This window comes from Cellulomonas dongxiuzhuiae, from assembly GCF_018623035.1.
Classification (GTDB): Bacteria; Actinomycetota; Actinomycetes; order Actinomycetales; family Cellulomonadaceae; genus Cellulomonas; species Cellulomonas dongxiuzhuiae.
Genome location: NZ_CP076023.1, coordinates 2,505,138 through 2,528,581 on the forward strand (window position 1 = coordinate 2,505,138; position 23,444 = coordinate 2,528,581).

The window sequence follows — 23,444 nt, forward strand, 5'->3', positions numbered from 1 at the left end:
CCGGCCCGTCAGACGACGAGCGCCCGGACCACGGCGTCGGCGAGCAGGCGGCCGCGCCGCGTGAGCACGACCCGCCGCGGCCCGTCGGCCCCCAGCGCGGCCCGCGCGTCGACGAGCCCGTCGGCGACGAGCCCGGCCACCGCGGGCCGGGTGGCGGCGGGCACGTCCTGCAGCGGCAGGCCGTCGGCGATCCGGACGCCGAGCATGACCCGCTCGAGCGCCGCCGTGTCACCGGCGACGAGCTCGCGACCGGCGGCCGGGCTCAGCCCGCGCGCCAGCCGGTCGGCGTAGGCGCGGGGGTGCTTGACGTTCCACCACCGGACGCCGCCCACGTGGCTGTGCGCGCCGGGCCCGACGCCCCACCAGTCGTCACCGCGCCAGTAGCCCAGGTTGTGGCGTGAGGCGTCGTCGGGCGTGCGCGCCCAGTTGCTCACCTCGTACCAGCGCAGCCCCGCGCCCGTCAGCAGGTCGTCCGCCAGCTCGTACTTCGCCGCCTGGTCGTCCTCATCGGGCAGGGTCAGCTCGCCGCGGCGCACCTGCACCGCCATCCGCGTCCCCGCCTCGACGACGAGCGCGTAGGCGCTGACGTGGTCCACGCCCGTGGCGAGCGCGACCTCCACGGAACGCCGCCAGTCGTCCAGCGACTCTCCCGGTGTGCCGTAGATGAGGTCGAGCGAGACCCGCAGGCCCGCGTCGCGCGCCCACCGCACGACGTCGGGGACCCGCGCCGGGTCGTGCGTGCGCTCGAGGGTGCGCAGGACGTGCGGCACGGCGGACTGCATGCCGAAGGACACGCGCGTGAAGCCCGCGGCCGCGAGCCGCGCCAGGCCGTCCGGTGTCACCGAGTCGGGGTTGGCCTCGGTCGTGACCTCTGCCCCCGGGGCCAGTCCCCAGGTGCTGCGCACACCGTCCAGGAGCCGGACGAGGTCGTCGACGGGCAGCAGCGTCGGGGTGCCGCCCCCCACGAAGACCGTGGCGACGGGCCGCGCCGGCAGCCCCGCCGTGCGTAGCACGCGGTCCGCGAGCGCCATCTCCCCCAGCGCCGTCGTGGCGTACGCCGCGAGGCTCGCGCCGCCGCCCAGCTCGGTGGCGGTGTAGGTGTTGAAGTCGCAGTACCCGCACCGCACCGCGCAGAACGGCACGTGCAGGTACACGCCGAACGCGCGCGCGTCCGCGCCCCGCGCGGCCGAGGCGGGCAGCGCGCCGTCCGGCGGCGCCGGGTCGCCCTCGGGCAGCGCGGGGCTCACCGCAGGCCCCCCGCGCGGGGGTGCCACCGGCTCACTTCTTCTTCGCGTCCTTCGCGTCCTTGCTGCTGCTGCTGCCCGCGGCGTCGGACGACAGCGCGGCGATGAAGGCCTCCTGCGGCACGTCGACCCGACCGATGGTCTTCATGCGCTTCTTGCCCTCCTTCTGCTTCTCCAGCAGCTTGCGCTTGCGGGAGATGTCGCCGCCGTAGCACTTGGCCAGGACGTCCTTGCGCATGGCCCGGATCGTCTCGCGCGCGATGATCCGCGAGCCGATGGCCGCCTGGATCGGCACCTCGAACTGCTGGCGCGGGATGAGCTCCTTGAGCTTCGCGGTCATCGAGACGCCGTAGGCGTAGGCCTTGTCCTTGTGGACGATGGCGCTGAACGCGTCGACCTGCTCGCCCTGCAGCAGGATGTCGACCTTGACGAGGTCGGCCGCCTGGTCGCCCGTGGGCTCGTAGTCGAGGCTCGCGTACCCGCGCGTCTTGGACTTGAGGTGGTCGAAGAAGTCGAACACGATCTCGGCCATCGGCAGGACGTAGCGCATCTCGACGCGCTCCTCGGACAGGTAGTCCATGCCCTGCAGCTCGCCGCGCCGGCCCTGGCACAGCTCCATGATCGTCCCGACGAACTCGCTCGGCGTGAGGATGGTGGCCCTGACCATCGGCTCGCGCACCTCGCGGATCTTGCCCGCCGGGTACTCGCTGGGGTTCGTGACGACGATCTCGGTGTGGTCCTCGAGCGTGACGTCGTAGATGACGTTCGGCGCCGTCGAGATGAGGTCGAGGTCGAACTCGCGCTCGAGGCGCTCACGCACGATCTCGAGGTGCAGCAGGCCCAGGAACCCGACGCGGAAGCCGAAGCCCAGCGCCACCGAGGTCTCGGGCTCGTAGTTCAGGGCCGCGTCGTTGAGCTTGAGCTTGTCGAGGGCCTCGCGCAGCACCGGGTAGTCCGAGCCGTCGATGGGGTACAGCCCTGAGAAGACCATGGGCTTCGGCTCGGAGTACCCGCCCAGCGCCTCGGACGCGGGCTTGGCGTAGTTGGTGACCGTGTCGCCGACCTTCGACTGACGCACGTCCTTCACCCCGGTGATGAGGTACCCGACCTCGCCGACGCCGAGGCCCTTGGTCGGCACGGGCTCGGGCGACGTGACGCCGATCTCGAGCAGCTCGTGCGTCGCACGGGTCGACATCATGACGATCTTCTCGCGCGGGTCGAGGCGGCCGTCGATGACGCGCACGTAGGTGACGACACCGCGGTAGGTGTCGTACACCGAGTCGAAGATCATGGCGCGGGCCGGCGCGTCCGCGTCGCCGACGGGCGGCGGCACGAGCTCGACGATCCGGTCGAGGAGCGGCTCGACGCCCACGCCGGTCTTGCCCGAGACCCGCAGCACGTCGGCGGGGTCCCCGCCCACGAGGTTGGCGAGCTCCTCGGCGTACTTGTCCGGCTGCGCGGCGGGCAGGTCGATCTTGTTGAGCACCGGGATGATCTGGAGGTCGTTCTCCATCGCGAGGTACAGGTTCGCGAGCGTCTGCGCCTCGATGCCCTGCGCGGCGTCGACGAGCAGCACGGCCCCCTCGCACGCGGCGAGCGAGCGCGACACCTCGTAGGTGAAGTCCACGTGGCCGGGCGTGTCGATCATGTTCAGCGCGTACGGCTGCACGGTGCCTGAGGCGTCCGCGACGCCCCACGGCATGCGGACGGCCTGCGACTTGATCGTGATGCCGCGCTCGCGCTCGATGTCCATGCGGTCGAGGTACTGCGCACGCATGGCGCGCGCGTCCACGACGCCCGTCAGCTGCAGCATCCGGTCGGCCAGCGTCGACTTGCCGTGGTCGATGTGCGCGATGATGCAGAAGTTGCGCAGCAGCTCGGGAGCGGTCGCCGAGGGGCGGATGGCCTCGGCGGCGGTGGCGGACGGGATCGGCAACTCGGCGTTCTCCGGCTTCTGGACGGGTGGGTCGACGGTCGGGCGACGGTGGCGCTGGGCACCGCGGCACCCGCGGGCGTCCGGCGCCGTCGGCAGGAAGCCGACGCCCGGAGGCCGACGCCACCCTGTCGGGTGTCGGTGGCGGACCCCACCATGGTCCCATGACGCACGACGTGGGCGGCGCATCGCCGGCCGTCGATCTCCAGGCCCCGGATCTGCGGGCCCTCGCCGCGCTGCAGGACGCCTTCCTCGTGTCGGTCGACGAGGTCGACCCGACGGTGCGCGTCCCGTGGTGCGGCCGCTGGCGCGTGCGCAACCTCGTCGTGCACCTCGCCCGCATCCACCACTGGGCGGCCGGCCAGGCACGACGCCGGCAGGAGACCCCGCTGGGACGCGGGCCGTTCGTCCTCCACGAGCTCTACGCCACGCAGGCCGCCGAGCTGCGCGCCGCCCTCGAGACGCTCGATCCGGACTCGCCCGCGTGGACGCTCGACGACAGCGGCGTCGTGCGGTTCTGGCACCGGCGCCAGGTGCACGAGACGCTCGTCCACCTGTGGGACCTGCGGACGGCCGGAGGGCTGCCGATGGACGTCCCCGCCGCGCTGTGGGCCGACACGGTCGACGAGGTCGTGCACGTGATGCACCCGCGCCAGGTGCGCCTCGGCCGGTCCGCGGCACCGCCCGTGCGGGTCCGCCTCGTCGCGACGGACGCGGACCGGACGTGGACCGTGCACGCCGACGACGACGCGCCCGCGGCCCCCGTCGGCGAGGTGGCCGGTCCGGCGGCCTCGCTCGCGCTGCTGCTGTGGGGGCGCACGACGCCCGACGACCCGCACCTCGCGGTGACGGGCGACCGTGCCGCCCTGCGGACGGCACTGGGAGGCGGCCTGACCCCCTGACCTCCTCGCACGCGCAATCCTCGCGCGCGGCGGACCGCAGCGGGACTACGGTCCCCGCATGGACGACTACCTGGCGATCAACCGCGCCAACTGGGACGCGCGGGTGCCGGTGCACCTCGCGAACGGGTACGGGACGCACGAGCTCGTCGCCGACCCGACGGCGCTGTCGGGTGTCGTGCGGTTCGACCTGCCGCTCCTCGGCGACATCGACGGTCTGGACGCCGTGCACCTGCAGTGCCACCTCGGCACCGACACCCTGAGCCTCGCGCGGCTCGGGGCCAGGGTCACCGGCCTCGACCTGTCGGGCGACGCGATCGCGGCCGCGCAGGACCTGGCAGCCCGCGCCGGGACCGACGTCGAGTACGTCGTGTCGGACGTGTACGACGCGGTCGAGGTGCTGGGGCCGGCGCGGTTCGACCTCGTGTACACCGGCATCGGCGCGCTGTGCTGGCTGCCGAGCATCGACCGCTGGGCGAAGACCGTCGCGGGGCTGCTGCGCCCGGGCGGGCGGCTGTTCGTCCGCGACGCGCACCCCGTCCTGCTCGCGTCCCTGGGGATGGTGGTCGGCGCCGAGCACCCCGACCGGTCGCAGCAGTCCTGGATCAGCGGTCCCGGCACGGCGACGCCCGCCCTGGAGCTGTCGTACTTCGAGCAGCCCGAGCCGCTGGAGTGGAACGACACGTTCACCTACACCGGCGGCGAGCCCGTCGCGGCCCCGCTGTCGGTCGAGTGGAACCACGGCCTCGGAGAGATCGTGACGGCCGTGCTGGGTGCCGGCATGGAGATCACCGGGCTGCACGAGCACGACAGCGTGCCGTGGGAGTCGCTCGCCGGCCTGATGACGTACGACCAGGAGACCGGCGAGTGGCGCCTGTCGGACCGGCCCGAGCGGCTCCCGGCGTCGTTCACGCTCACCGCCCGGCTCACGCCTCGCGGGTGATCTTCACCTTCACCACCAGGTCCTGCGTCTGCAGGCCCGCGTAGATGCCGCGCAGGGGCGGCACGTCGTCGTAGCACCGCCCGCGCCCGAGCACGACGTGCTGCTCACCGGCGCGGACCCGGTTGGTCGGGTCGTACCCGGTCCACTCCCCCGTCCACCACTCGACCCACGCGTGCGACTCGCCCGTGACCGTCGCCCCGATCTCGCCGGACGTGTCGGGGTGCAGGTAGCCGGACACGTAGCGCGCCGGGATGCCGACCGACCGCAGCGCACCCAGCGTGAGGTGCGCCATGTCCTGGCAGACACCGGTGCGCTTGGTCCACGCCTCGGCGGCCGGCGTGTGGACGGTGGTCACGCCAGGGATGTACTCGAGCTCGTCCCGCACCGCGAGGCACACCGCCTCGGCGGCCTCCGACGGCGCGAGGTCGGCCGCGGCGCGGCGCGCGATCGCCGCGACCTCCTCGGGCACCTCGGTGGTGGTGGTGTCCGCAAGGTGCTCGGACAGCCGGTCGCGCACCTCGGGACCGTGCAGGACGTCCCAGCCCACCGACGACGAGGGACCGGGGCGCTCGACGACCTCGACGAGGTGCTCCGCGGTCAGCAGCAGCGACTGGTGGGGCGCGAGGACCTCGAACGCCGTGACCTGCGTGCCCCAGTAGTCCCGGTAGTCGTGCATCCACGTCTGCGGGTGGATGTCGAGGCGCGTCTCCAGGACCGACTGACCGGGCTGGGACAGCGGGGTCATGCGCGCCTCGTTGTACGACGCGACCACGGGGTCGGTGTACCGGAACATCGACGTGTGGACGATCCTCAGCCTGCTCACAGCGCCTCCCCGACCCACGTCAGCTCTGCACCCGACGGGAAGTACCGCGCGCGGATCGCGTCGGACGCCGCCGAGCACGCCCGCTGCACGAGCTCCATCTCGCGCGGGAGCGCGTCGACGATCTCGAGCAGCGGCCGGTACTCCAAGTTCGTGCGCACGAGGCCGATGTGCCGCCGTGCGTCGTCGATGGTCGTGCGGTCCACGACGGGCTCGAGCGCCGACAGGGACGCCTCGGCCTGGTTCAGCGAGTAGACGATCGAGCGCGGGAAGAGCCGGTCGAGCAGCAGGAACCCCGCCGCGCGCTCGTCCGACGTGTTGCCCCGGTAGGTCCGCAGGAACGCCTCGTGCGCACCGCACGAGCGCAGCAGCGTGGCCCAGCTCGGCCCCGCGGATCCCGCCAGCGCGCGCGTCGTCAGCAGCCGCGCGGTCATGTCGGCACGCTCGATCGAGCGGCCCAGGACCATGAAGTGCCACGTGTCGTCGCGCGACGTCGTCGACTCCACGATCCCCGTGACGATCGCGGCGCGCTCGCGCACCCACGTGAAGTAGTCGTGCGGTCGCGCCGGACGCATCTGCGACGGCAGCTGGTTCCAGCTCGTGTTGAGGCACTCCCACAGCTCGGTCGAGACGATCTCGCGTGCGCGCCGCGCGTTCTCCCGCGCGGCGACGAGCGCCCCGGCGATGGACGAGGGCGAGAACCGGTCGTAGCCGAGGACGTCGAGCACGTGCTCGCGTCCCACGTCGAGCTCGGCAGGCGGCGCCGGGCGGTCCATGACGGACAGCAGCGACCGGCAGGCGAGGTCCTCCTCCGCCCACGGGTCCTCGAGCAGGATCTGCACGTGCACGTCGAGCAGGCGCGCCGTGTCGTCGGCGCGCTCGACGTACCGGCCGATCCAGAACAGCGACTCCGCGATGCGGCTCAGCACGTCGTGCCTCCCGTCGTGCGCTGCTGCTGCTGCTGCATGACCTGCGGGCGCGTGTCCGACGGGTGGGAGTCGATCGGTACCGACGCGTCCTTGGGCACGGCCTGCGGCAGCGACTGACGCTGCGACTGCGCGCGGCGTGGGACGCGGCCGCCCAGCACCCACGTGTCCTTCGACCCGCCGCCCTGGGAGGAGTTGACGACCAGCTCGCCCTCGGGGAGCGCCACGCGCGTCAGACCACCGGGCAGGACGTAGACCGAGTCGCCGTCGTTGACGGCGAACGGGCGCAGGTCGACGTGCCGCGGGCGCAGGCCGTCCTCGACGAGCGTCGGCACCGTCGACAGCTGCACCACCGGCTGGGCGATCCAGCCGCGGGGGTCCTCGCGCAGCCTGCCCCGCAGCACGTCGAGCTCGGCGCGCGTCGCCCGCGGTCCCACGACCAGGCCCTTGCCGCCCGACCCGTCGACGGGCTTGACGACCAGCTCGTCCAGCCGGTCGAGGACCTCCTCGAGCGCGCCCGGGTCCTCCAGGCGCCAGGTGTCGACGTTCGGCAGGATCGGCTCCTCACCCAGGTGGTACCGGATGAGGTCCGGGACGTAGGTGTAGAGCAGCTTGTCGTCGGCCACGCCGTTGCCGATCGCGTTCGCGATCGTCACGTTGCCGAGCCGCGCGCACGTCATGAGCCCGGGGCACCCGAGGAACGAGTCCGAGCGGAAGGTCACCGGGTCGATGTAGTCGTCGTCGACGCGCCGGTAGATGACGTCGACCCGGCGGCGTCCCTGGGTCGTGCGCATCCACACCCGCCCGCCCGAGACGTACAGGTCGCGGCCCTCGACGAGCTCCACGCCCATCGTGCGGGCCAGGAGCGTGTGCTCGAAGTACGCGGAGTTGAACACGCCCGGTGTCAGGACCACCACGGTGGGGTCGTCGACGCCGTGCGGCGCGGCGGCCGTGAGCGCAGCGAGCAGCCGGCGGGAGTAGTCGACGACGGGCCGGATGCGCAGCGCCGCGAAGAGCTCGGGGAAGGTCTGGGCCATCGCGCGGCGGTTGGACAGCACGTAGCTGACGCCCGACGGCACGCGCACGTTGTCCTCGAGCACGCGCCAGCCGCCCAGGGAGTCGCGGACCAGGTCGATGCCGGAGACGTGCACCCGCACGCCGTTGGGGGGCTCGATCCCGCGGGCAGCGCGGTGGAAGTGCGTGGACGACACCACGACCGACCGCGGCACGACGCCGTCGGCGATCGCCTTCTGCGGCCCGTAGACGTCCGCGAGGAACGCCTCGAGCGCACGCACCCGCTGCGACACGCCGGGCGCTACGTGCTCCCACTCGTCGCCGGCCATCACACGGGGGACGACGTCCAGGGGGAACGGTCGCTCCTCGCCCGCGAAGTCGAACGTGACGCCCTGCTTGAGGTAGGAGCGCGCGAGCGTGTCGGCCCGGGCGCGGAGCTCATCGGCCGACAGCTGCGCGAGCGCCGAGTGCACGTGCCGGTACGCCGCACGCACCTCGCCCCCGGGGCCGATCATCTCGTCCCAGGCGGTCCCGGCCGGGTAGTCGTCGAAGAGGTCCGCCATGTCGCGAATGTAGTCCGCTCGTGTCAACGTCGCGTTACGTGGCGCGAGGGCCGCGACCCGTGTCGGCCGGACCGCGCCGCGTGCACCGGGCCACGCCCGTGGGCGGGCCGTCGGGGCGGGCTACGCTCGACCACCGTGACCGACCGACGCTGGGGCGCGACCCTGCGGGACGTGGCCCGCAGGCTCCTGGCCGCGGGCTCGCCGGCGCGAGCGCGGCAGGCCCGACCAGCCGGTCCCCCGGCGTCGCGCGCGCCCTCGAGGGCGACCGACGCCGTCCCCGCCGCGTACGCGCCCAGGCCCGACGGCAGGCCGGATCCCGGCGAGGTCGTCTGGACGTGGGTCCCGTACGAGGACGACCCGGCGCGAGGCAAGGACCGCCCCGTGCTCGTGCTCTCGGTCGAGCGCGGGACCGTGGTGGCGCTGATGCTCACGAGCAAGGACCACGACCGCGACGCCGCCGACGAGACGAGGCACGGACGCGTCTGGCTCGACGTCGGCACGGGCGGGTGGGACCGGCAGGGACGACCGAGCGAGGTGCGCCTCGACCGCGTCCTGCGGCTGCCTGCGGCGGACGTCCGCCGCGAGGGGGCGGCGCTGGACCCCCACCGGTACGCCGCGGTGGTGCGTGCGGCCGGTCGCCTCCACGGCTGGTAAGATGTCGAACCGCGTGCCCGTCCGGGTCGGCGGGCGCGGGCGCAGGCCTTTCCCGAGGGTGTCCCCACGCCCCAGTCCCGGCGCTGCGCATGCCCTCTACGACCTGTCAGATCGCTTCGGCGACCTAGCCAAGAGAGTTCACACGTGGCGAACATCAAGTCCCAGATCAAGCGCATCGGCACGAACGAGAAGGCCCGGCTGCGCAACAAGGCAGTCAAGTCGGAGCTGAAGACGTACGTGCGGCGCGTCCGCGAGGCCGTCGCCGGTGGCGACAAGGAGGCGGCGAGCACTGCGCTCGTCGTCGCAGCCCGCAAGCTCGACAAGGCGGTGTCCAAGGGCGTGATCCACGCCAACCAGGCCGCCAACCGCAAGTCGGCGCTGTCGAAGGCCGTCAACGGCCTCTGAGGCCGGTCGCGCAGCTTCCACCTGCGCAGGGACCGCGAGGTCCCGTACGAACAGCGGAAGGGCGGCACCCCGAGGGGTGCCGCCCTTCCGCTGTCGTCCGACGGCGGTCAGCCGCCGAGCGACCACGTCTCGCGCGGCGCACCCGTCGGCACCGACGGCTGGAAGCCAGCCTCGCGCAGCGCCCGGTCGAACGCCCGGGCCGCCGCCTCGACGTCACCACGTCGCAGGTACCGGTCCCCCAGGTCGCGCCACACGCCGGCCGAGTGCCGGGTCGCCGCCATCATGCCCAGCATGTCGGCGCCCCACTGGAACGCCTTCGCCGCCCCCTCGTGGTCGCCGCGCGCGTCCAGCACGTCACCCAGAGCGATCTGCGCCGTCGCCGTCTCGAGCCGCGGCGCATCCCCCAGACCGGCCAGCGCCGCCCGGGCATCGGCCTCGGCCGCCGCCTCGTCACCGAGCATGAGGTGCGCGCGGGAGCGCTCGACCTGCAGGCGCGCGACGTCGAGCGACGACCCGACGGCCTGCAGGCCCGGCTCCGCCTTGTCGATCTGCGCCAGGGCCGCGCGGGGGTCCGCCGGCTCGGACCGCAGCAGGAGCCACGCGTAGTTCAGCCGCAGCCGCGGCAGGTCGCGGTCCGGCTCGCCCTCGGAGAGCAGCGCGAGGGCGCGCTCCGTGTACCGCTGCGCGAGCTCGTAGTCGCGGCGCTGCTCGGCCACGAGCGCGGCGTTCCAGTACACGCTCCCGCGACCGCGCGGCGTGCCCAGCGACTCCGCCAGGCGGACCAGCTCGGCGGCCCGGTGCGTCGCGTAGAGCAGGTCGCCGCGCTCGACGTAGGCCCACAGCACCGTCGAGGCCAGGCGCAGGTGCTCGTCCGTCCCGACGAGGTCGGCGCTGTCGAGGTCCGCCAGCGTGCGCTCACCGACCTCCACGGCACGGTGCAGGTCACCGGCCTCGAGGTAGCACCCGACGAGGGCCGTGGTGAGGACCGCGGCGCGGAGGTGGTCGGGACGCTGCTGCGTCTCGGCGAGCAACGGCTCGAGCAGGGTGATCGCCGTCTCGAGCTCCCCCAGGAGCTCGTGGGCACGCGCCAGGGTCGTGAGCGCCTCCACCCGGAGCACCGGCGTGACGACCGTCAGGTCGAGCCCCGCGATGCGGTGCGCGGCCCCGGCCGCGTCGCCGCTGGCAAGGTCCAGTCGCGCGTAGTCGAGCTCCAGCCGGGTGCGGGCCTCGTTCGGCCCGTCCTCGCCGTGCTTGAGGAACTCGAGGGTGGTGCCCAGCCGTTCGGCCAGCACGCCGAGGGCCGCGTCCGTGGGTTCGCGGTGCCCCGCCTCGATGAGAGAGATGTAGCTGGGCGAGAAGGCGCTGCCCGCCAGGGCCGTCTGGGAGAGCCCAGCAGCCAACCGCGCCTCGCGCACACGGTCACCGATAGTCGTCATGAGAAGTCATTGTACGTATGACGTCCGTGAATACCATCCCCCTGTCGCGCACGGCACGTCGTACGCGCGGCGTGCCGCCGGAAGACTCCCGACATGACCTGGTACCGGACGGGTGCGGCGCCCGACGGACGTCGCGCGCCGCACCCATCGGTACCTCGCTCAGACGAAGTCCTTGCAGCAACCGCTTGCCCCGCCGCTGAGCGAGACGGAGGCGGTGACCGCGGGGGCGCCGACGACGAGCGAGCCGACGATGGCGAGGGCGGCGATCGCACTGGTGAGGGGCTTCATGGCGTTCTCCTGTCAAGGGGCTCCGTGCTCCCTGGGGACGTCACGTCGACGGCCCGCCAGGGTCGGGACACGTCGCCGACAGGGTGACACATCCACCCGATCCGTGCGAACACCCCGGCACCCGAACGGGTACGTCCGGATTCCACCCTGCGACCAGATGATCACATGTCCGGACTTGTGGTGTCATAGACGCCATGACATCCGACGACCCGGATTCGACGCTCGCGCAGCTCGGCGCGGCGGTCGACGCGGCGATCCCGCGCGCGCTGCGGCGTGCCTGGGAGCAGCACGTGGCGCACGAACCGGTCCTCGTGGCCCGCCAGGGCATCTACTCGGCGCACGGTCGGCCGTTCGCCTACCAGTTCTCCTACCGCGCACCGGGGCACCACCCCGAGGTCGCGCGGACCTGGGGCCGCGCCGACCACGAGCGCGCCACCGACCACGTGCTGCGGGCCACCTTCGGACGCGCGGACCTCGAGCACGTCGCGCACGGGCGCCTGCTGTTCGTCCGGTGCCCGCGCGCGCACCTGCTCGGCGAGCTGCCGATCCCCGCACGGCCCGACCGCCTCGTCGTCGAGGTCAGCACCAACGCCGACGTCGACGCGGCTGCCCTGGCCGGCCTGCGCCGGCTGCGGGAGGAGGGGTTCCGGATCGCCCTGCCGGCGTTCGCGGACCGTCCCGAGCAGCGTCGACTCCTGCCGTACGTGGACTTCGTCAAGGTCGACGTGCGTGACCTCGACGTCGAGGGGCACCCGGTCGTCCGGGTCGCGCGGTCGTTCGGCGCGATGCTCGTCGCCGAGTACGTCGAGTCGCCCGACGTGCTGCGGCACGCGCGGGACCTGGGCTTCACGCTCTTCCAGGGCAACCTGATCGAGCGCGCGGGCGTCCTCGACCGCGCCGGCGCGCGCCTCGTCGGCAACTGAGCATCCGGCCCGCCGGCACCCCTGCCGACCGGCGCAGCGATCACCCGCTGCGGCCGAACGGGTGAGTCCGACGCGACCCGCGTCATGAACCTTCGGTACTGCGCTCTCCCACGGTGTGACCCACCACGGAGTCGAGGCGCCGCACGCGCCGGTCGCGCGCCAGCCCATCAGCTGCCCCGACGGCCGTGTGCTGGGGCACGAGTACCTGTACCGCTCGCGCGTCGGCCTCGCCGCAGGCGTGGACCGCTGGCCCCCGGCGCGTCAGGACGCGGCGTCCGCCGCCGTGCTGCACACGCTGTACGGGCACCACGCGCCGTGCGGCACCGGTCTCGTGTTCGTCAACGTCACCCGGGCCTTCCTGGTCGGCGAACGCCCGCTGCCCCCGGCCGACCACCGCCTGGTGCTGGAGGTCGTCGAGTCCGTGCCCGCCGACGCCGCGACGCTGGCCGGTCTCGCCCGGCTGCGGGCCCACGGCTACCGCGTGGCTCTCGACGACTGGACGGCGTCGCCCGCGCAGTGCGCGATGCTCCGTCACGCCGACTTCGTCAAGGTCGACTGCCGCGACCTCGAGCACCTCGGCGAGGCCGGCCTGCGCGAGGCGCGTACCGGCGGTGCGCGCCTGGTCGCCGAGCGCGTGGCGGACGAGCAGCTGCGGGCGCACTGCATCGACCTGCGCTTCGACCTGCTCCAGGGCTACGCCCTGGGCCGACCGGCGCTCATCGGCGCCTGACCTGCACCCGGGAGCGCGCGGCGTGGGTGTCAGCGGTCGACGGCCGCGGCGACGCGCAGCACCGCACGCTCCACGGCGAACCGCGGGTCACGCCCCTCGCCCTTGACCTCGGCGTCCGCCTGCGCGACCGCGGCGATGGCGACGGCGAGCCCCTCGGGGGTCCAGCGGCGCAGGTCCTGCGTCGCCCGGTCCACCTGCCACGGCGCCATGCCGAGCTCGCGGGCGGCGGCCGCGCCGCGCCCACGGACCGCGCCCACCTTTGCCAGGGTGCGGAGCCGGGCCGCGACGGCCGCGACGACGGGCACGGGGTCCAGGCCGGTCGCCAGGGCGTGGCGCAGCAGCGCGACGGCGCGGCCCGCGTCCCCCGCGACGGCGGCGTCGGCGACCTGGAACCCCGTGGCCTCCACCCGCCCGCCGTGGTACTGCTGCACGGCCTCCTCACCGATCAGGCCGCTGGTGTCCGCGACGAGCTGCGCGCACGCGGCGGCGAGCTCCCGCAGGTCGGAGCCCACGGCGTCGACCAACGCGCGCACACCCCGGGCGTCCGCGCGGCGACCCGCGCGCCGGAGCTCCTCGGAGACGAAGGCGCTCTTGTCGGCGTCGCTCCGCACCGGCTCGCAACCGACCGTCGGCACCTGCTCACGCTTCGCGGCGTCCAGCAGGCGCTTGCCGCGCTGCCCGCCGGCGTGCCGCAGCACGACCACCACGTCCGGCACGGGCGCCGCGAGGTAGGCCTCCGCGTCGAGGAGCAGCGCGTCGCCGGCACGCTCCACGCCCTCGACGAGCACGACCTTGGCCTCGGCGAACAGCGACGGGCTCGTCAGGACGGTCAGGTCGCCCGTCGCGTACGTGGCGGCGTCCACGCGCGTGACCTCGACGTCGGGGTCGTTCGCGCGCGCCAGCTCGACGATGCGGTCGCACGCACGCTCGGCCAGCAGCTGCTCGGCACCGCTGACCAGGACGACCGGAGCCGGCTCGGCCTGGGTCCAGGGGATGCCGGCCGGCGCGCCGCCCGCGCGGCCACGGGCGGATCCGCCGGAGCGGGACGAGCGTGCGGGGGTGCGGGCGGCCACGGTCCCAGCCTGCCATGCGCCGCCGACACCTCCGACCCGGGTGCCTGCGTCGGGCACCCCGACGTCAGGTCCGGCGCGGACGACCCAGCGCCAGGGCGGCCGCGGCCAGCGCGACGAGCGTGGCCGTCACGGCTCCCCCGACGCCCGGCCACCAGGCCAGCGCGGCGCCCGGCAGGCCGGCGGCCCAGCGCGCCACGGCGGCGATCCACCAGCAGCAGGCGCCCGCACCCGCCGCCACCAGGTCGGCCAGCACCGGGCACGGTGACGCGAGGAGCGCGGCGAGCAGACCCAGGACGGTCGCCGGCGCCACCGCCGGGACGACGGCGACGTTCGCGACGACGGACCACGGGCCGAGCGTCGGCCACAGCGCGAGGGTCACCGGCAGGCAGCCGAGCTGGGCCGCGACGGGTGCCGCCAGCATCGCTGCGGCGTCGCGGCCGCACCGGGCGGACCAGCGCTCCACGAGGGGGCCACCGAGCACGACGAGGCCTGCGGTCGCCGCGACCGACAGGCAGAAGCCGACGTCGACAGCGAGCCACGGGTCGGCGACGAGCAGCGCGACGACGGCGGCGGACAGCGCTGCCGGACCGGTGGCACGTCGGCCGGCGAGCAGCCCCACCAACCCGACGCCGCCCATGACGGCCGCACGCACGACGCTCGGCTCCGGCCCCACGACCAGGAGCAGTGCCGCACCGGCGGCCGCGGCCGCCGCGACGCGCACCGACGCCGGGGCACCGACGGCCGCCGCCGCGGCGAGCACCAGCGTCCCCAGGATCGCGAAGTGCGCCCCGGACACCGCCATGACGTGGGCCAGGCCCGCGGCGCGCATCGCCAGGACGAGGTCGTCGGGAACACCGTCGGTGTCCCCGACCGTGACCGCCGGGAGCAGCCCCCGGACGTCCGGTGGCAGGGGGCGGGCGACGTCGCGAGCACCGAGGCGCACCCGTGCGGCCCACGTGTGCGCGGCACGCGGTGGCACGGTGACGACGGGTGCCTCCCGCGCCTGGACGCGCACGGCGGCACGGCCGGCGCGCATCGTGCGGGTCGCGACGCCGCGCACGTGGACCACCGCGTCGAGGACCGCCCCGGCCGGGGCCGCGACCTCCACGGGTGCCCGCGCGCGGCGCCACGTGCCGTCGACGCGGACCGCGGAGGTCGTCACCGTGAGCACGACCCGGGGGCCCGCGTCCGAACCCACCTGCCGGGGCGCGACCGTCACCCGTCCGACCACCTCGACGGTGCCACCGTCGTCGGCGGCCGCCAGCAGGACGTCCGGTGCGCGGACCTGCTGGGCCGCGGCCCCGCTGACCAGCACCACCAGGGCGGTCGCGGTGCCGAGCACGACGGCCGGCAGCGCGCGCTGCCGCGCGCCGGCGCGCGGCCCGGGGAGCGCACCGGATCGGCCGGGTTCCCCGGCGCGGTCCCGGACGTGCCGGACCCCCGCGACCATGACGACGACGGCACCCGACGTGAGCAGCGCACCAGCGACCGGGGCGAGCCACGCGAGGACGTGCGGTGCGTGCACGACGACCAGCGCCGCGCACCACGCGGCCACCGCCGGCGGCACGAGACGCAGGTCGGCCGCTGCCGACGTCGCACCGGGGCCGCCGCTCACACCCGTACCCGTGGCAGCAGGTCGGCGAGCAGCGCGGGCCCGATCCCGGACACCTCGTCCAGCTCGTCGACGCTCGTGAAGGGTCGCTCGGTGCGCCGCTGCACGATGCGACCCGCCAGCACCGGACCCACCCCCGGCAGCTCCTCGAGGGCCGCGGCGTCCGCGGTGTTGAGGTCGACGAGACCGTCCGCGAGCGCGGCCGACGGCACCGGCACCGGCGCCCCGAGCAGGGGGACGACCAGCTGCTCCCCGTCCGTCAGGACGCGCGCCAGGTTCACGGCCGCCAGGCCCGCGTCGGGCGTGCCGCCGCCGACCGCGTCGATCGCGTCGGAGACCCGCGCGCCGAGCGGGAGACGCACGATGCCGGGACGCGCGACGGCACCGACGACGTGGACCACCACCTGGTCGGGTGCGTCGGGGGGTCCCCCCGCTCCGGTGTCGGCACCGGTCCCGGATCGGGTGACCGCAGGCACCGGCACGGCGACCGGTTCACCGCGCGGGGCGGACGCGGCGCGCAGCACGATCCCGCCGGCCACCAGCGCCAGGACCAGGACGGCCGCACCCGCCGTGCGCCACCCGGGTACCCAACGGACGCGGGTCACCCGGGCCGTGGGCGATGACGCCGCAGCCGCGGCGAGGGCGGAGGTGACGCTCGGGTGCCACGGGGACGCGTCCCGTGCCCGCGACGCGCCGTCGGCCGACGGGCCGGACAGCGGCGCGGCCTCCCCGGGCCCCTCGTCCGCCACCGGACCGTCGTCCGTCGCCGGACCGCCGTCCGCCACCGGACCGCCGTCCGCCACCGGACCGCCGTCCGCCACGGGCTGGTCGTCGCCGGCGGGCGACCAGGCGGGCGGGCGCGGCGTCCAGCCGGCGTGCGCGCGCGGTGCAGCGGCGACGCGGACCCGGTGCGCGGCGACCACTGCCAGTCGGCGGGCGACGTCCGGCGGGACGCTGGGGCGATCGAGGGGCACCGACGGCACGCTAGAAGGGCGCGCCGTCCGGGGGCGGCCGACGGTGCCCGCCGGTGGACGACGCACGGGTGCGGCGGGGCTGTGGTCGGCTCACCGGTGATCGACGCGCGCGATGCCGGCGCACCTCGCCCCGCGGACCCGTCGCGAGCCCGGTCCGTCCGGTGCCGTCGCCCTCAGGCGTCGGCGACGACGACCGCGAGCAGCCCCGGTCCGACGTGCGCGGCCAGCACGGCGCCGGCGTCCGCGACGAGGACGTCGGCCGTCGGGATGCCGACGGCCGACGCCAGGTGGGCGGCCACCTCGTCGGCGGCGTCGGACGGGCCGACGTGATGCACCGCGATGCGCGCCGCCGGGCGCCCCGCGAGCTCCGCGACCGCGAGCTGCTCGAGCCGGTCGCGCGCCGCCCTGCGGGTCCGGACCTTCTCGCACACGGCGAGCCGGCCGTCCTGGACCGACAGGATCGGGCGCAGCCCCAGGACGGTACCGAGCGCGGCCGCGGCGGTGCCCAGCCGCCCGCCACGGCGCAGGTGCTCGAGCGAGTCCACCAGGAACCAGACGCGGCTGCTCGCCGCGGCGGCGGCGGCGACCTGCGCGACCTCGGTGGCGTCGGGCCACACGGTCACCGGACCGCCCCGGTGGACCGTGCGTGCCATCCAGCGCCGGACCGCACCTCCGAGCCCGTCCTCGGGCTCGGGCGGTACGTCGTGCGCGCCGTCGACGGGCGTGCGCGCGCGGTCCGCCGCGGCGAGGGCCGCGAAGCCCAGGCCGAGGGCCGCGGTCCGCGAGTCGACGACCCGGACCGGGACCGGGCTGACCGTGGCTGCCGTGCGGGCCGACCGCACGGTGCCGGACATCTCGCCCGACAGGTGCACCGACACGATCTCGTGGGCACCCGCGGCGGCGGCCCGCTCGTAGGCCGCGGCGAACGCCGAGGGCGGCGGCTGCGACGTCGTGACCTTCGCACCGCGCTCGAGCGCGTGCAGCAGCTGCTCGGGGGTCACGTCGACGCCCTCGACGTACCGCGCACCGTCGATGGTGACGTCCAGGGGCACGACCTGGAGCCCGACGGCGTGCGCCAGCCCGGGGGGCAGCGCCGCCGTCGAGTCCGTGACGACCGCGACCCTCGGCGGGGGCGGCGTCGAGCCCGGGGTCAGGCGGGCACCACGTTCACGAGCCGCGGTGCACGCACGACGACGGTGCGCACGTCACGCCCCGCGAGCGCACGCTGCACGCCGGGGTCCGCGAGGGCGAGCGCACGCAGCTCGTCATCGCCGACGGACGGTGCCACCTCGCCACGGCCGCGCACCTTGCCCTGCACCTGGAACACGCAGGTCACGGTGTCCTCGACCAGGTACCGGGGGTCCGCCTGCGGGAACGTGGCGTGCACGACCGACTCGTCGTGGCCGAGCCGGGCCCACAGCTCCTCGGTGATGTGCGGCGCGACGGGCGCGGTCATGACGACGAGCGCCTCGACGACCGACCGTGGGCTGCGCTCGAGCGTCGTCAGGTGGTTGTTGAGGACGATGAGCTTGGCGATCGCGGTGTTGATCCGCATGCCGGTCATGTCCGCGCGCACGTCGGCGATCGTGCGGTGCAGGAGGCGCAGCGTCTCGACCGACGGGTCCTCGTCGGACACGACGACCTCACCGGTGGTCTCGTCGACGACGTTGCGCCACAGGCGCTGCAGGAACCGCTGGGCCCCCACGACCGCACGCGTCTCCCACGGGCGCGACAGGTCCAGCGGGCCCATCGACATCTCGTAGACGCGCAGCGTGTCGGCGCCGTAGGCCTCGTACATCTCGTCCGGCGACACCGCGTTCTTCAGCGACTTGCCGATCTTGCCGTACTCCCGGTTGACGGGCCGGCCGTCCCACCGGAAGCCCGTCGGCGACGTCTCGTCCTCGACGACCTCGGCGGCCGGCACGTACACGCCGCGCTCGTCGGTGTACGCGTAGGCCTGGATGTAGCCCTGGTTGAACAGCTTGTGGAACGGCTCCGAGCTGCGGACGTGCCCCAGGTCGTGCAGGACCTTGTGCCAGAACCGGGCGTAGAGCAGGTGCAGCACGGCGTGCTCGACGCCGCCCACGTACAGGTCGACGCCGCCGGTGGAGCCGGCGGGCTGGGCGCCGTGGCCCGGGCCCATCCAGTACTCCTCGAGCGCGGGGTCGACGAGCACGTCGTCCGAGTGCGGGTCCAGGTACCGCAGGTAGTACCAGCACGAGCCGGCCCAGTTGGGCATCGTGTTGGCGTCCCGGCGGTAGCGCTTGGGCCCGTCGCCGAGGTCGAGCTCGACGTACAGCCAGTCGGTGTTGCGGCCCAGCGGGGGCTCCGGCTCCGACTCCGCGTCGTCCGGCGCGTAGGTGCGCGGAGAGAAGTCCGGGACCTCGGGCAGCTCGACCGGCAGGGCGGACAACGGCAGTGCGATCGGCGTGTCGTGCTCGTCGTAGACGATCGGGAACGGCTCGCCCCAGTAGCGCTGCCGGCTGAACAGCCAGTCGCGCAGCCGGTACGTCACGGTGCCCTCGCCGACGCCCTTGCGGGACAGCCAGGCGACGATGCGCTCCTTGGCCTCGCCGACCTCCAGCCCGTCCAGGCTGATCTCGTCGTTCGCGGAGTTGATCACCGCGCCGTCGCCCGTGCGGGCACCCGGGGGGGTGCCCTCGGGTGCGTCGACCGTGTACACGACCGGCAACCCGAACGCCTCGGCGAACTGGAAGTCGCGCTCGTCGCCGCCCGGGACCGCCATGATCGCGCCCGTGCCGTAGCCCATGAGGACGTAGTCGGCGGTGAAGACGGGCAGCAGCTCGCCGTTCACCGGGTTCGCCGCCAGGTGGCCCGTGAACACGCCGGTCTTGCGGCCGGCATCCTGCTGCCGCTCCACGGCGGTCTTCGCGGCGGCCTGCCGGCGGTAGTCGGACACGGCGTCGGCCGGCGACGCGTGGCCGCCGGTCCAGGCGCTCGACGTGCCGTCGGGCCACTGCGCAGGCACCTCGTCGAGCAGCGGGTGCTCCGGGGACACGACGAGGAACGTGGCACCGAACAGCGTGTCGGGGCGGGTCGTGAAGACCTCGACCTGCTCGCCGCCCTGCACGGCGAACCGCACCCGGGCGCCCGTCGAGCGCCCGATCCAGTGCCGCTGCATCGACTTGACCTTCTCGGGCCAGTCGATGAGCTCGAGGTCGTCCGTGAGGCGGTCCGCGTACGCCGTGATGCGCATGTTCCACTGCCGCAGGCTGCGCTGGAACACCGGCATGTTGCCGCGCTCGGAACGCCCGTCCGACGTGACCTCCTCGTTCGCCAGCACCGTCCCCAGGCCCGGGGCCCAGTTGACCGGCGTCTGCGACAGGTAGGCCAGGCGGCGCGTGTCGACGACGCGCCGGCGCGCGGCCTCGTCCAGGTCCGCCCACGTCGCGCCCTCGGGGACGCCGTCGACGTCGGTCGGCAGCGGGCGGGTGCCGGCGGCGTACTCCTCGACCAGCTCGGACACGGGCCGCGCGCGGCCGGTCCCGCCGTCGGGACGCACCGCGTCCTCGTCGTACCAGGACTCGAAGATCTGCAGGAAGATCCACTGGGTCCACCGGACGTAGTCCGGGTCGATGGTCGCGAAGGACCGGCGCGGGTCGTGCGCGAGGCCCAGGCGCCGCAGCTGGCGCTGCATGATCGCGATGTTCGCCTCGGTCGTCACCCGCGGGTGCTGCCCGGTCTGCACGGCGAACTGCTCGGCCGGCAGGCCGAACGCGTCGAACGCGAGCGCGTGCAGGACGTTGTCGCCGCACATGCGCCGGAACCGGCCCACGACGTCCGTCGCGATGTAGCCCAGCGGGTGCCCGACGTGCAGCCCGGCACCCGAGGGGTACGGGAACATGTCCATGACGAAGAACGGGCGCGCGGACGGGTCGGCGTGGCGTCCCTGCCCGTCAGTGAGCGGTCCGACCGGGTTGGGCGTGAAGAACGTGCCGCGCTTGTCCCACTCGTCCTGCCAGCGCAGCTCGATCTCCTGCGCGAGGGCGGCGGTGTAGCGGAACGGGACGTCGTCGGGGGCCGGGTTCGGGGACTGGTCGCTCACCGGTGAATCGTACCGACGCAGGGGCTCCCCCACGTCCGCAGGCGTCCGGTCGCGAGGATCGACCCATGTCGGACAGCCCGCAGGGCGCACCCGGTGACGCCCACCTCGCCGAGCTCGAGGCGCAGGGCGCCGACGCGTTCTTCGGCGAACCGGCGTTCGACGTCGGCCCGCGCTGTTCTCCACGTTCCTCATGTGGCTGCTCGCCGAGCTGTTCGCTCCCCGAGGTCGGGGACCTCGAGCAGCCGCGGCTCGTGGTCTTCTTCGACGAGGCCCATCCGCTCTTCGCGGACGCGTCCAAGGACTTCCTGGCCGAGGTGGTGCGCACGGTGCGGCTCATCCGCTCCAAGGGCGTGGGCATCGTGTTCGTCACCCAGAGCCCGCAGGACGTGCCCGCCGACGTCCTGGCGCAGCTGGGCAGCCGGGTGCAGCACGCCGGCAGCGGTCGCAGCGCGCCACGGCTCGCACCCGCTCGACCCCCGCCGGCACGGTCAGCGCCCCGCTGGACGCCTTCCTGCGGTCGGCGGGCACCCAGCTCGGGCGCGAGATCACCCGCACGATCTTCGCCGCGCGCCGGCGCCGCGCAGCCCCAGGGCGCGGCGCGTCAGGGCGCAGCGAGCCAGATCGCACCCGCGGCGACCTCACCGAGCTCGACCCGGTCGGGCCGTCCCGCCACGTGCACGCTCACGACCCCGGTGACCGCACGTCGCTCCTCGAGCGTCACCGCCGCATCGAGCACCAGGCCGACGCCCTCGAGGTAGCGCAGCAGCTCGGGGTCCGCGTCGGAGATCCGTGCGACGCGGTACCGACCCGTCTCGACCTCCCACATGACGCGCGCGTCGGGCAGGTGCACCGTCCCGTCGGCGGCCGGGATCGGGTCCCCGTGCGGGTCGCGGTCCGGGTGGCCCAGGAGGTCGGCGACCCGCTCGACGAACCGGTCGCTCACGGCGTGCTCGAGGACCTCGGCCTCGTCGTGCACCTCGTCCCAGCCGTAGCCGAGCATCTGCACGAGGTAGGTCTCGATGAGTCGGTGCCGCCGGACCATCGCGACCGCGTGCGCACGGCCCGCGGCGGTGAGCTCCACCGCGCCGTAGGGGCGGTGCGACACCAGCCCGGCGTCGGCGAGGCGCTTGACCGTCTCCGACACCGTGGACGCGCCCACCCCCAGGCGGCCGGCGAGCAGCTTGGTCGTGACCTGCACGTCGGACCACTCCTGCGCGCCCCAGATGACCTTGAGGTAGTCCTGGCTCACCGCGGACAAGGGGGCAGCGCTCTGCGACACGACGCCCAGCGTAGAGGGCTCAGGATCCGTCGACGCTCCAGTGCCACGGCTCACCCGGCAGGTTCTCCAGCCCGTACGCGTCCGCGTGCTCCACGAGCCAGGCGTACGCCGCGGACCCCCGCGTCAGGGACCGGCCGGCCGTGGTGAAGTCGACGGCGAGCCCGCGCTCGTGCCGCGAGCTGCCCGGCCGTGCCGTGCTCGGCGAGCACGCCGACGCCGGCTTGTCGTACACGTCGGCGTCGCTCGGGCCGCAGTGCGCGCGCCGCAGCGCGATCTGCTGCTCCGGGCTGCGCCATCCGCCGCCCCCCAGCTCGACGCCGTCGGCAGCCGCCGCGACGACCAGCGCGTCGAGCGCGTCGGCGAGGCACGGGTGCACGCTGATGCCGCTGGCCGTGCGCACGACGTCCCCCGCCACCACCGGCCCGTCGACCAGCGCGCAGTCGGTGGGCTGCGCGCCCGTCGGGACCGGCGACGCCGGCACCTCCCTCGGGACCAGCGAGGCGGGCACCTCGGCCTTCCACAGCACCTCGCCCTCGGGCGTCATGAGGAGAACCGCCGCCTCCTCGACGGTCAGTCGCGCGCCGGGGTGCCCACCGGTGCCGGTCCGCCAGAACGGGGTCCCCGCGGCGTCGAGCAGCACGAGGTCGCCGTCCTCCTGCAGGCGCACGCCCACCGCGGTGTCCGTGGGCGACGACCAGAACGGCTCACCGTCCCAGCTGGCGACGAGCGCGCCGTCCACGACCCGCAGGCCGAGGTGCCCCGAGGGCGAACCCAGGGTGGCGCCCGCCGCGAGCTCGGCGCCCGGCTCCAGCACCGGCGGACCGATCGCGGTGCCCGAGGTCCACACGGGCTCACCCGTGGGTCCGAGCAGGACGAGGTTGCCGTCGTCCTGCAGCACGAGGGACGCCAGCGCGGTCCCTGCGGTGCGGCTGCGCCACACGACGTCGCCGTCCGCGTCGAGGGCCACGAGGTTCCCGTCCGCGCGCAGCTCGAGCGCGGTCGCCGGGTGCGCCGCAGGGCTCCCCGCCGCCGGCCGCGCGGCCGTCGCCGCCGCGGCGTCCGGCGGCGTCCAGCGCACGGTGCCGTCCGGGCCGTGCAGCTGCAGGCCCGCGACCGGGTCCACGAACAGCGTGTGGCGACCGTCCGGCGACGCCAGCATGTCGTCGGGCCCGAGACGGCCCGGCCCGACCAGGGTCGAGGGCACCACCGTCGTCCCGCTGCTCCACACCGTGGTGCCGTCCGGGAGCTCCACGACCAGGTCGCCGTCGTCGCGCATCCGCAGCGTCCCGCCCGACCCCCCGGTCGCGGTGGTCCACAGGACGCTGCCGTCGGGTGCGACGAGCCGCACGTCACCACCCGCGTCGGTGGTCAGCGTCGCGCCCGCCACACCGCGACCGGAGGACCACCGCACGACGTCGTCGAGCGCGTACATCCCGAGCGAGCCGTCGGGCTGCAGGACCAGGACGTGCGCACCACCCGGGGCCAGCAGGGCCTGACCGGACGTGAGCTGCTCACCGGGGCGCAGCACGTCCTCGCCCGGACCGGCGGACGCCGGCGCGGCGCCCGCGAGCACCACACCTGCCACGACCCCCACGACCGACAGGACCGACATCCGCCGCACGCGTGCTCCCCCCCGCGCGCGTCCCGCACGGCTCCGCGATG

Annotated in this window: 20 protein-coding genes and 1 pseudogene; 7 read left to right on the plus strand and 14 right to left on the minus strand. The window is 74.7% G+C overall.

Annotation, left to right across the window (positions count from 1 at the left end):
* Window positions 1-8: 8 nt before the first annotated feature.
* Together hemW and lepA are read right to left on the minus strand one after the other, a co-directional pair.
* Entirely contained in the window at window positions 9-1,247 is a 1,239-nt protein-coding gene (gene hemW, locus KKR89_RS11215; RefSeq protein ID WP_208195749.1) for a radical SAM family heme chaperone HemW, read from the minus strand.
* Between the two features lie 31 nt (window positions 1,248-1,278).
* Window positions 1,279-3,180 (minus strand): translation elongation factor 4, encoded by a 1,902-nt coding sequence (lepA, locus tag KKR89_RS11220; RefSeq protein WP_307802205.1) that lies wholly within the window; start codon window positions 3,178-3,180, stop codon window positions 1,279-1,281.
* Between the two features lie 161 nt (window positions 3,181-3,341).
* Here lepA and KKR89_RS11225 point away from each other — a divergent pair, with 161 nt between their 5' ends.
* Both KKR89_RS11225 and KKR89_RS11230 read left to right on the plus strand, forming a co-directional pair.
* Complete coding sequence (locus KKR89_RS11225) at window positions 3,342-4,079, plus strand: maleylpyruvate isomerase family mycothiol-dependent enzyme (RefSeq protein WP_208195420.1); 738 nt, start codon at window positions 3,342-3,344, stop codon at window positions 4,077-4,079.
* A 58-nt stretch (window positions 4,080-4,137) separates the two neighbouring features.
* Window positions 4,138-5,019 carry a class I SAM-dependent methyltransferase gene (locus KKR89_RS11230; RefSeq protein ID WP_208195421.1) on the plus strand — a complete coding sequence of 294 codons (882 nt, stop codon included), beginning with the start codon at window positions 4,138-4,140 and terminating at the stop codon, window positions 5,017-5,019.
* On the opposite strand, the gene KKR89_RS11235 is transcribed toward KKR89_RS11230, so the two are convergent.
* From KKR89_RS11235 to KKR89_RS11245, 3 genes are read right to left on the minus strand one after another with little or no spacing between them, the layout of a single operon-like run.
* Window positions 5,003-5,842, minus strand: coding sequence for a transglutaminase family protein (locus tag KKR89_RS11235; protein ID WP_208195422.1), 840 nt, complete (start codon window positions 5,840-5,842; stop codon window positions 5,003-5,005). The genes KKR89_RS11230 and KKR89_RS11235 overlap by 17 nt on opposite strands.
* Window positions 5,839-6,768 carry an alpha-E domain-containing protein gene (locus KKR89_RS11240; RefSeq protein WP_191781985.1) on the minus strand — a complete coding sequence of 310 codons (930 nt, stop codon included), beginning with the start codon at window positions 6,766-6,768 and terminating at the stop codon, window positions 5,839-5,841. Before KKR89_RS11240 ends, KKR89_RS11235 begins: the two co-directional genes overlap by 4 nt.
* On the minus strand, window positions 6,762-8,342 hold the full coding sequence (locus tag KKR89_RS11245; RefSeq protein WP_208195423.1) for a circularly permuted type 2 ATP-grasp protein: 1,581 nt from the start codon (window positions 8,340-8,342) through the stop codon (window positions 6,762-6,764). Before KKR89_RS11245 ends, KKR89_RS11240 begins: the two co-directional genes overlap by 7 nt.
* 135 nt (window positions 8,343-8,477) lie before the next feature.
* Between KKR89_RS11245 and KKR89_RS11250 the strand changes: the two genes are divergently transcribed.
* Both KKR89_RS11250 and rpsT read left to right on the plus strand, forming a co-directional pair.
* Entirely contained in the window at window positions 8,478-8,996 is a 519-nt protein-coding gene (locus tag KKR89_RS11250; protein WP_251140859.1) for a type II toxin-antitoxin system PemK/MazF family toxin, read from the plus strand.
* A 144-nt stretch (window positions 8,997-9,140) separates the two neighbouring features.
* Window positions 9,141-9,401 (plus strand): 30S ribosomal protein S20, encoded by a 261-nt coding sequence (gene rpsT / locus KKR89_RS11255; RefSeq protein ID WP_191781979.1) that lies wholly within the window; start codon window positions 9,141-9,143, stop codon window positions 9,399-9,401.
* 107 nt (window positions 9,402-9,508) lie between these two features.
* Here rpsT and KKR89_RS11260 read toward each other — a convergent pair whose 3' ends face one another.
* Window positions 9,509-10,837, minus strand: a complete 1,329-nt coding sequence (locus KKR89_RS11260) for a helix-turn-helix domain-containing protein (protein WP_208195424.1) — start codon at window positions 10,835-10,837, stop codon at window positions 9,509-9,511.
* A gap of 159 nt (window positions 10,838-10,996) precedes the next feature.
* Window positions 10,997-11,125, minus strand: a complete 129-nt coding sequence (locus KKR89_RS18480; protein WP_013117450.1) for a hypothetical protein — start codon at window positions 11,123-11,125, stop codon at window positions 10,997-10,999.
* Between the two features lie 194 nt (window positions 11,126-11,319).
* Here KKR89_RS18480 and KKR89_RS11265 point away from each other — a divergent pair, with 194 nt between their 5' ends.
* Together KKR89_RS11265 and KKR89_RS11270 are read left to right on the plus strand one after the other, a co-directional pair.
* Window positions 11,320-12,048 (plus strand): EAL domain-containing protein, encoded by a 729-nt coding sequence (locus tag KKR89_RS11265; protein WP_208195425.1) that lies wholly within the window; start codon window positions 11,320-11,322, stop codon window positions 12,046-12,048.
* A gap of 115 nt (window positions 12,049-12,163) precedes the next feature.
* Complete coding sequence (locus KKR89_RS11270; protein ID WP_208195426.1) at window positions 12,164-12,778, plus strand: EAL domain-containing protein; 615 nt, start codon at window positions 12,164-12,166, stop codon at window positions 12,776-12,778.
* A 29-nt stretch (window positions 12,779-12,807) separates the two neighbouring features.
* Here KKR89_RS11270 and holA read toward each other — a convergent pair whose 3' ends face one another.
* From holA to leuS, 5 genes are all read right to left on the minus strand, one after another.
* A complete protein-coding gene (holA, locus tag KKR89_RS11275) occupies window positions 12,808-13,851 on the minus strand; it encodes a DNA polymerase III subunit delta (RefSeq protein WP_372438533.1) in 1,044 nt (347 codons plus the stop codon).
* A gap of 64 nt (window positions 13,852-13,915) precedes the next feature.
* Window positions 13,916-15,466 (minus strand): ComEC/Rec2 family competence protein, encoded by a 1,551-nt coding sequence (locus tag KKR89_RS11280; RefSeq protein ID WP_208195427.1) that lies wholly within the window; start codon window positions 15,464-15,466, stop codon window positions 13,916-13,918.
* Window positions 15,463-16,437 carry a helix-hairpin-helix domain-containing protein gene (locus KKR89_RS18310; protein ID WP_251140860.1) on the minus strand — a complete coding sequence of 325 codons (975 nt, stop codon included), beginning with the start codon at window positions 16,435-16,437 and terminating at the stop codon, window positions 15,463-15,465. Before KKR89_RS18310 ends, KKR89_RS11280 begins: the two co-directional genes overlap by 4 nt.
* Window positions 16,438-16,610: 173 nt before the next feature.
* Window positions 16,611-17,591 carry a DegV family protein gene (locus KKR89_RS11290; RefSeq protein WP_208195754.1) on the minus strand — a complete coding sequence of 327 codons (981 nt, stop codon included), beginning with the start codon at window positions 17,589-17,591 and terminating at the stop codon, window positions 16,611-16,613.
* Complete coding sequence (gene leuS, locus KKR89_RS11295) at window positions 17,588-20,503, minus strand: leucine--tRNA ligase (protein WP_251140861.1); 2,916 nt, start codon at window positions 20,501-20,503, stop codon at window positions 17,588-17,590. The genes KKR89_RS11290 and leuS overlap by 4 nt, the downstream gene beginning before the upstream one ends.
* Before the next feature lie 104 nt (window positions 20,504-20,607).
* On the opposite strand from leuS, the pseudogene KKR89_RS18315 reads away from it, so the two are divergent.
* Window positions 20,608-20,937, plus strand: a pseudogene (locus tag KKR89_RS18315) (helicase HerA-like domain-containing protein); the annotation flags it as partial.
* A 167-nt stretch (window positions 20,938-21,104) separates the two neighbouring features.
* Here KKR89_RS18315 and KKR89_RS11305 read toward each other — a convergent pair.
* Window positions 21,105-21,782, minus strand: coding sequence for a metal-dependent transcriptional regulator (locus tag KKR89_RS11305; protein WP_208195428.1), 678 nt, complete (start codon window positions 21,780-21,782; stop codon window positions 21,105-21,107).
* A 19-nt stretch (window positions 21,783-21,801) separates the two neighbouring features.
* Window positions 21,802-23,394: a D-alanyl-D-alanine carboxypeptidase family protein gene (locus KKR89_RS11310; RefSeq protein ID WP_243882454.1), complete on the minus strand. Its 1,593-nt coding sequence runs from the start codon at window positions 23,392-23,394 to the stop codon at window positions 21,802-21,804.
* Window positions 23,395-23,444 lie beyond the last annotated feature (50 nt).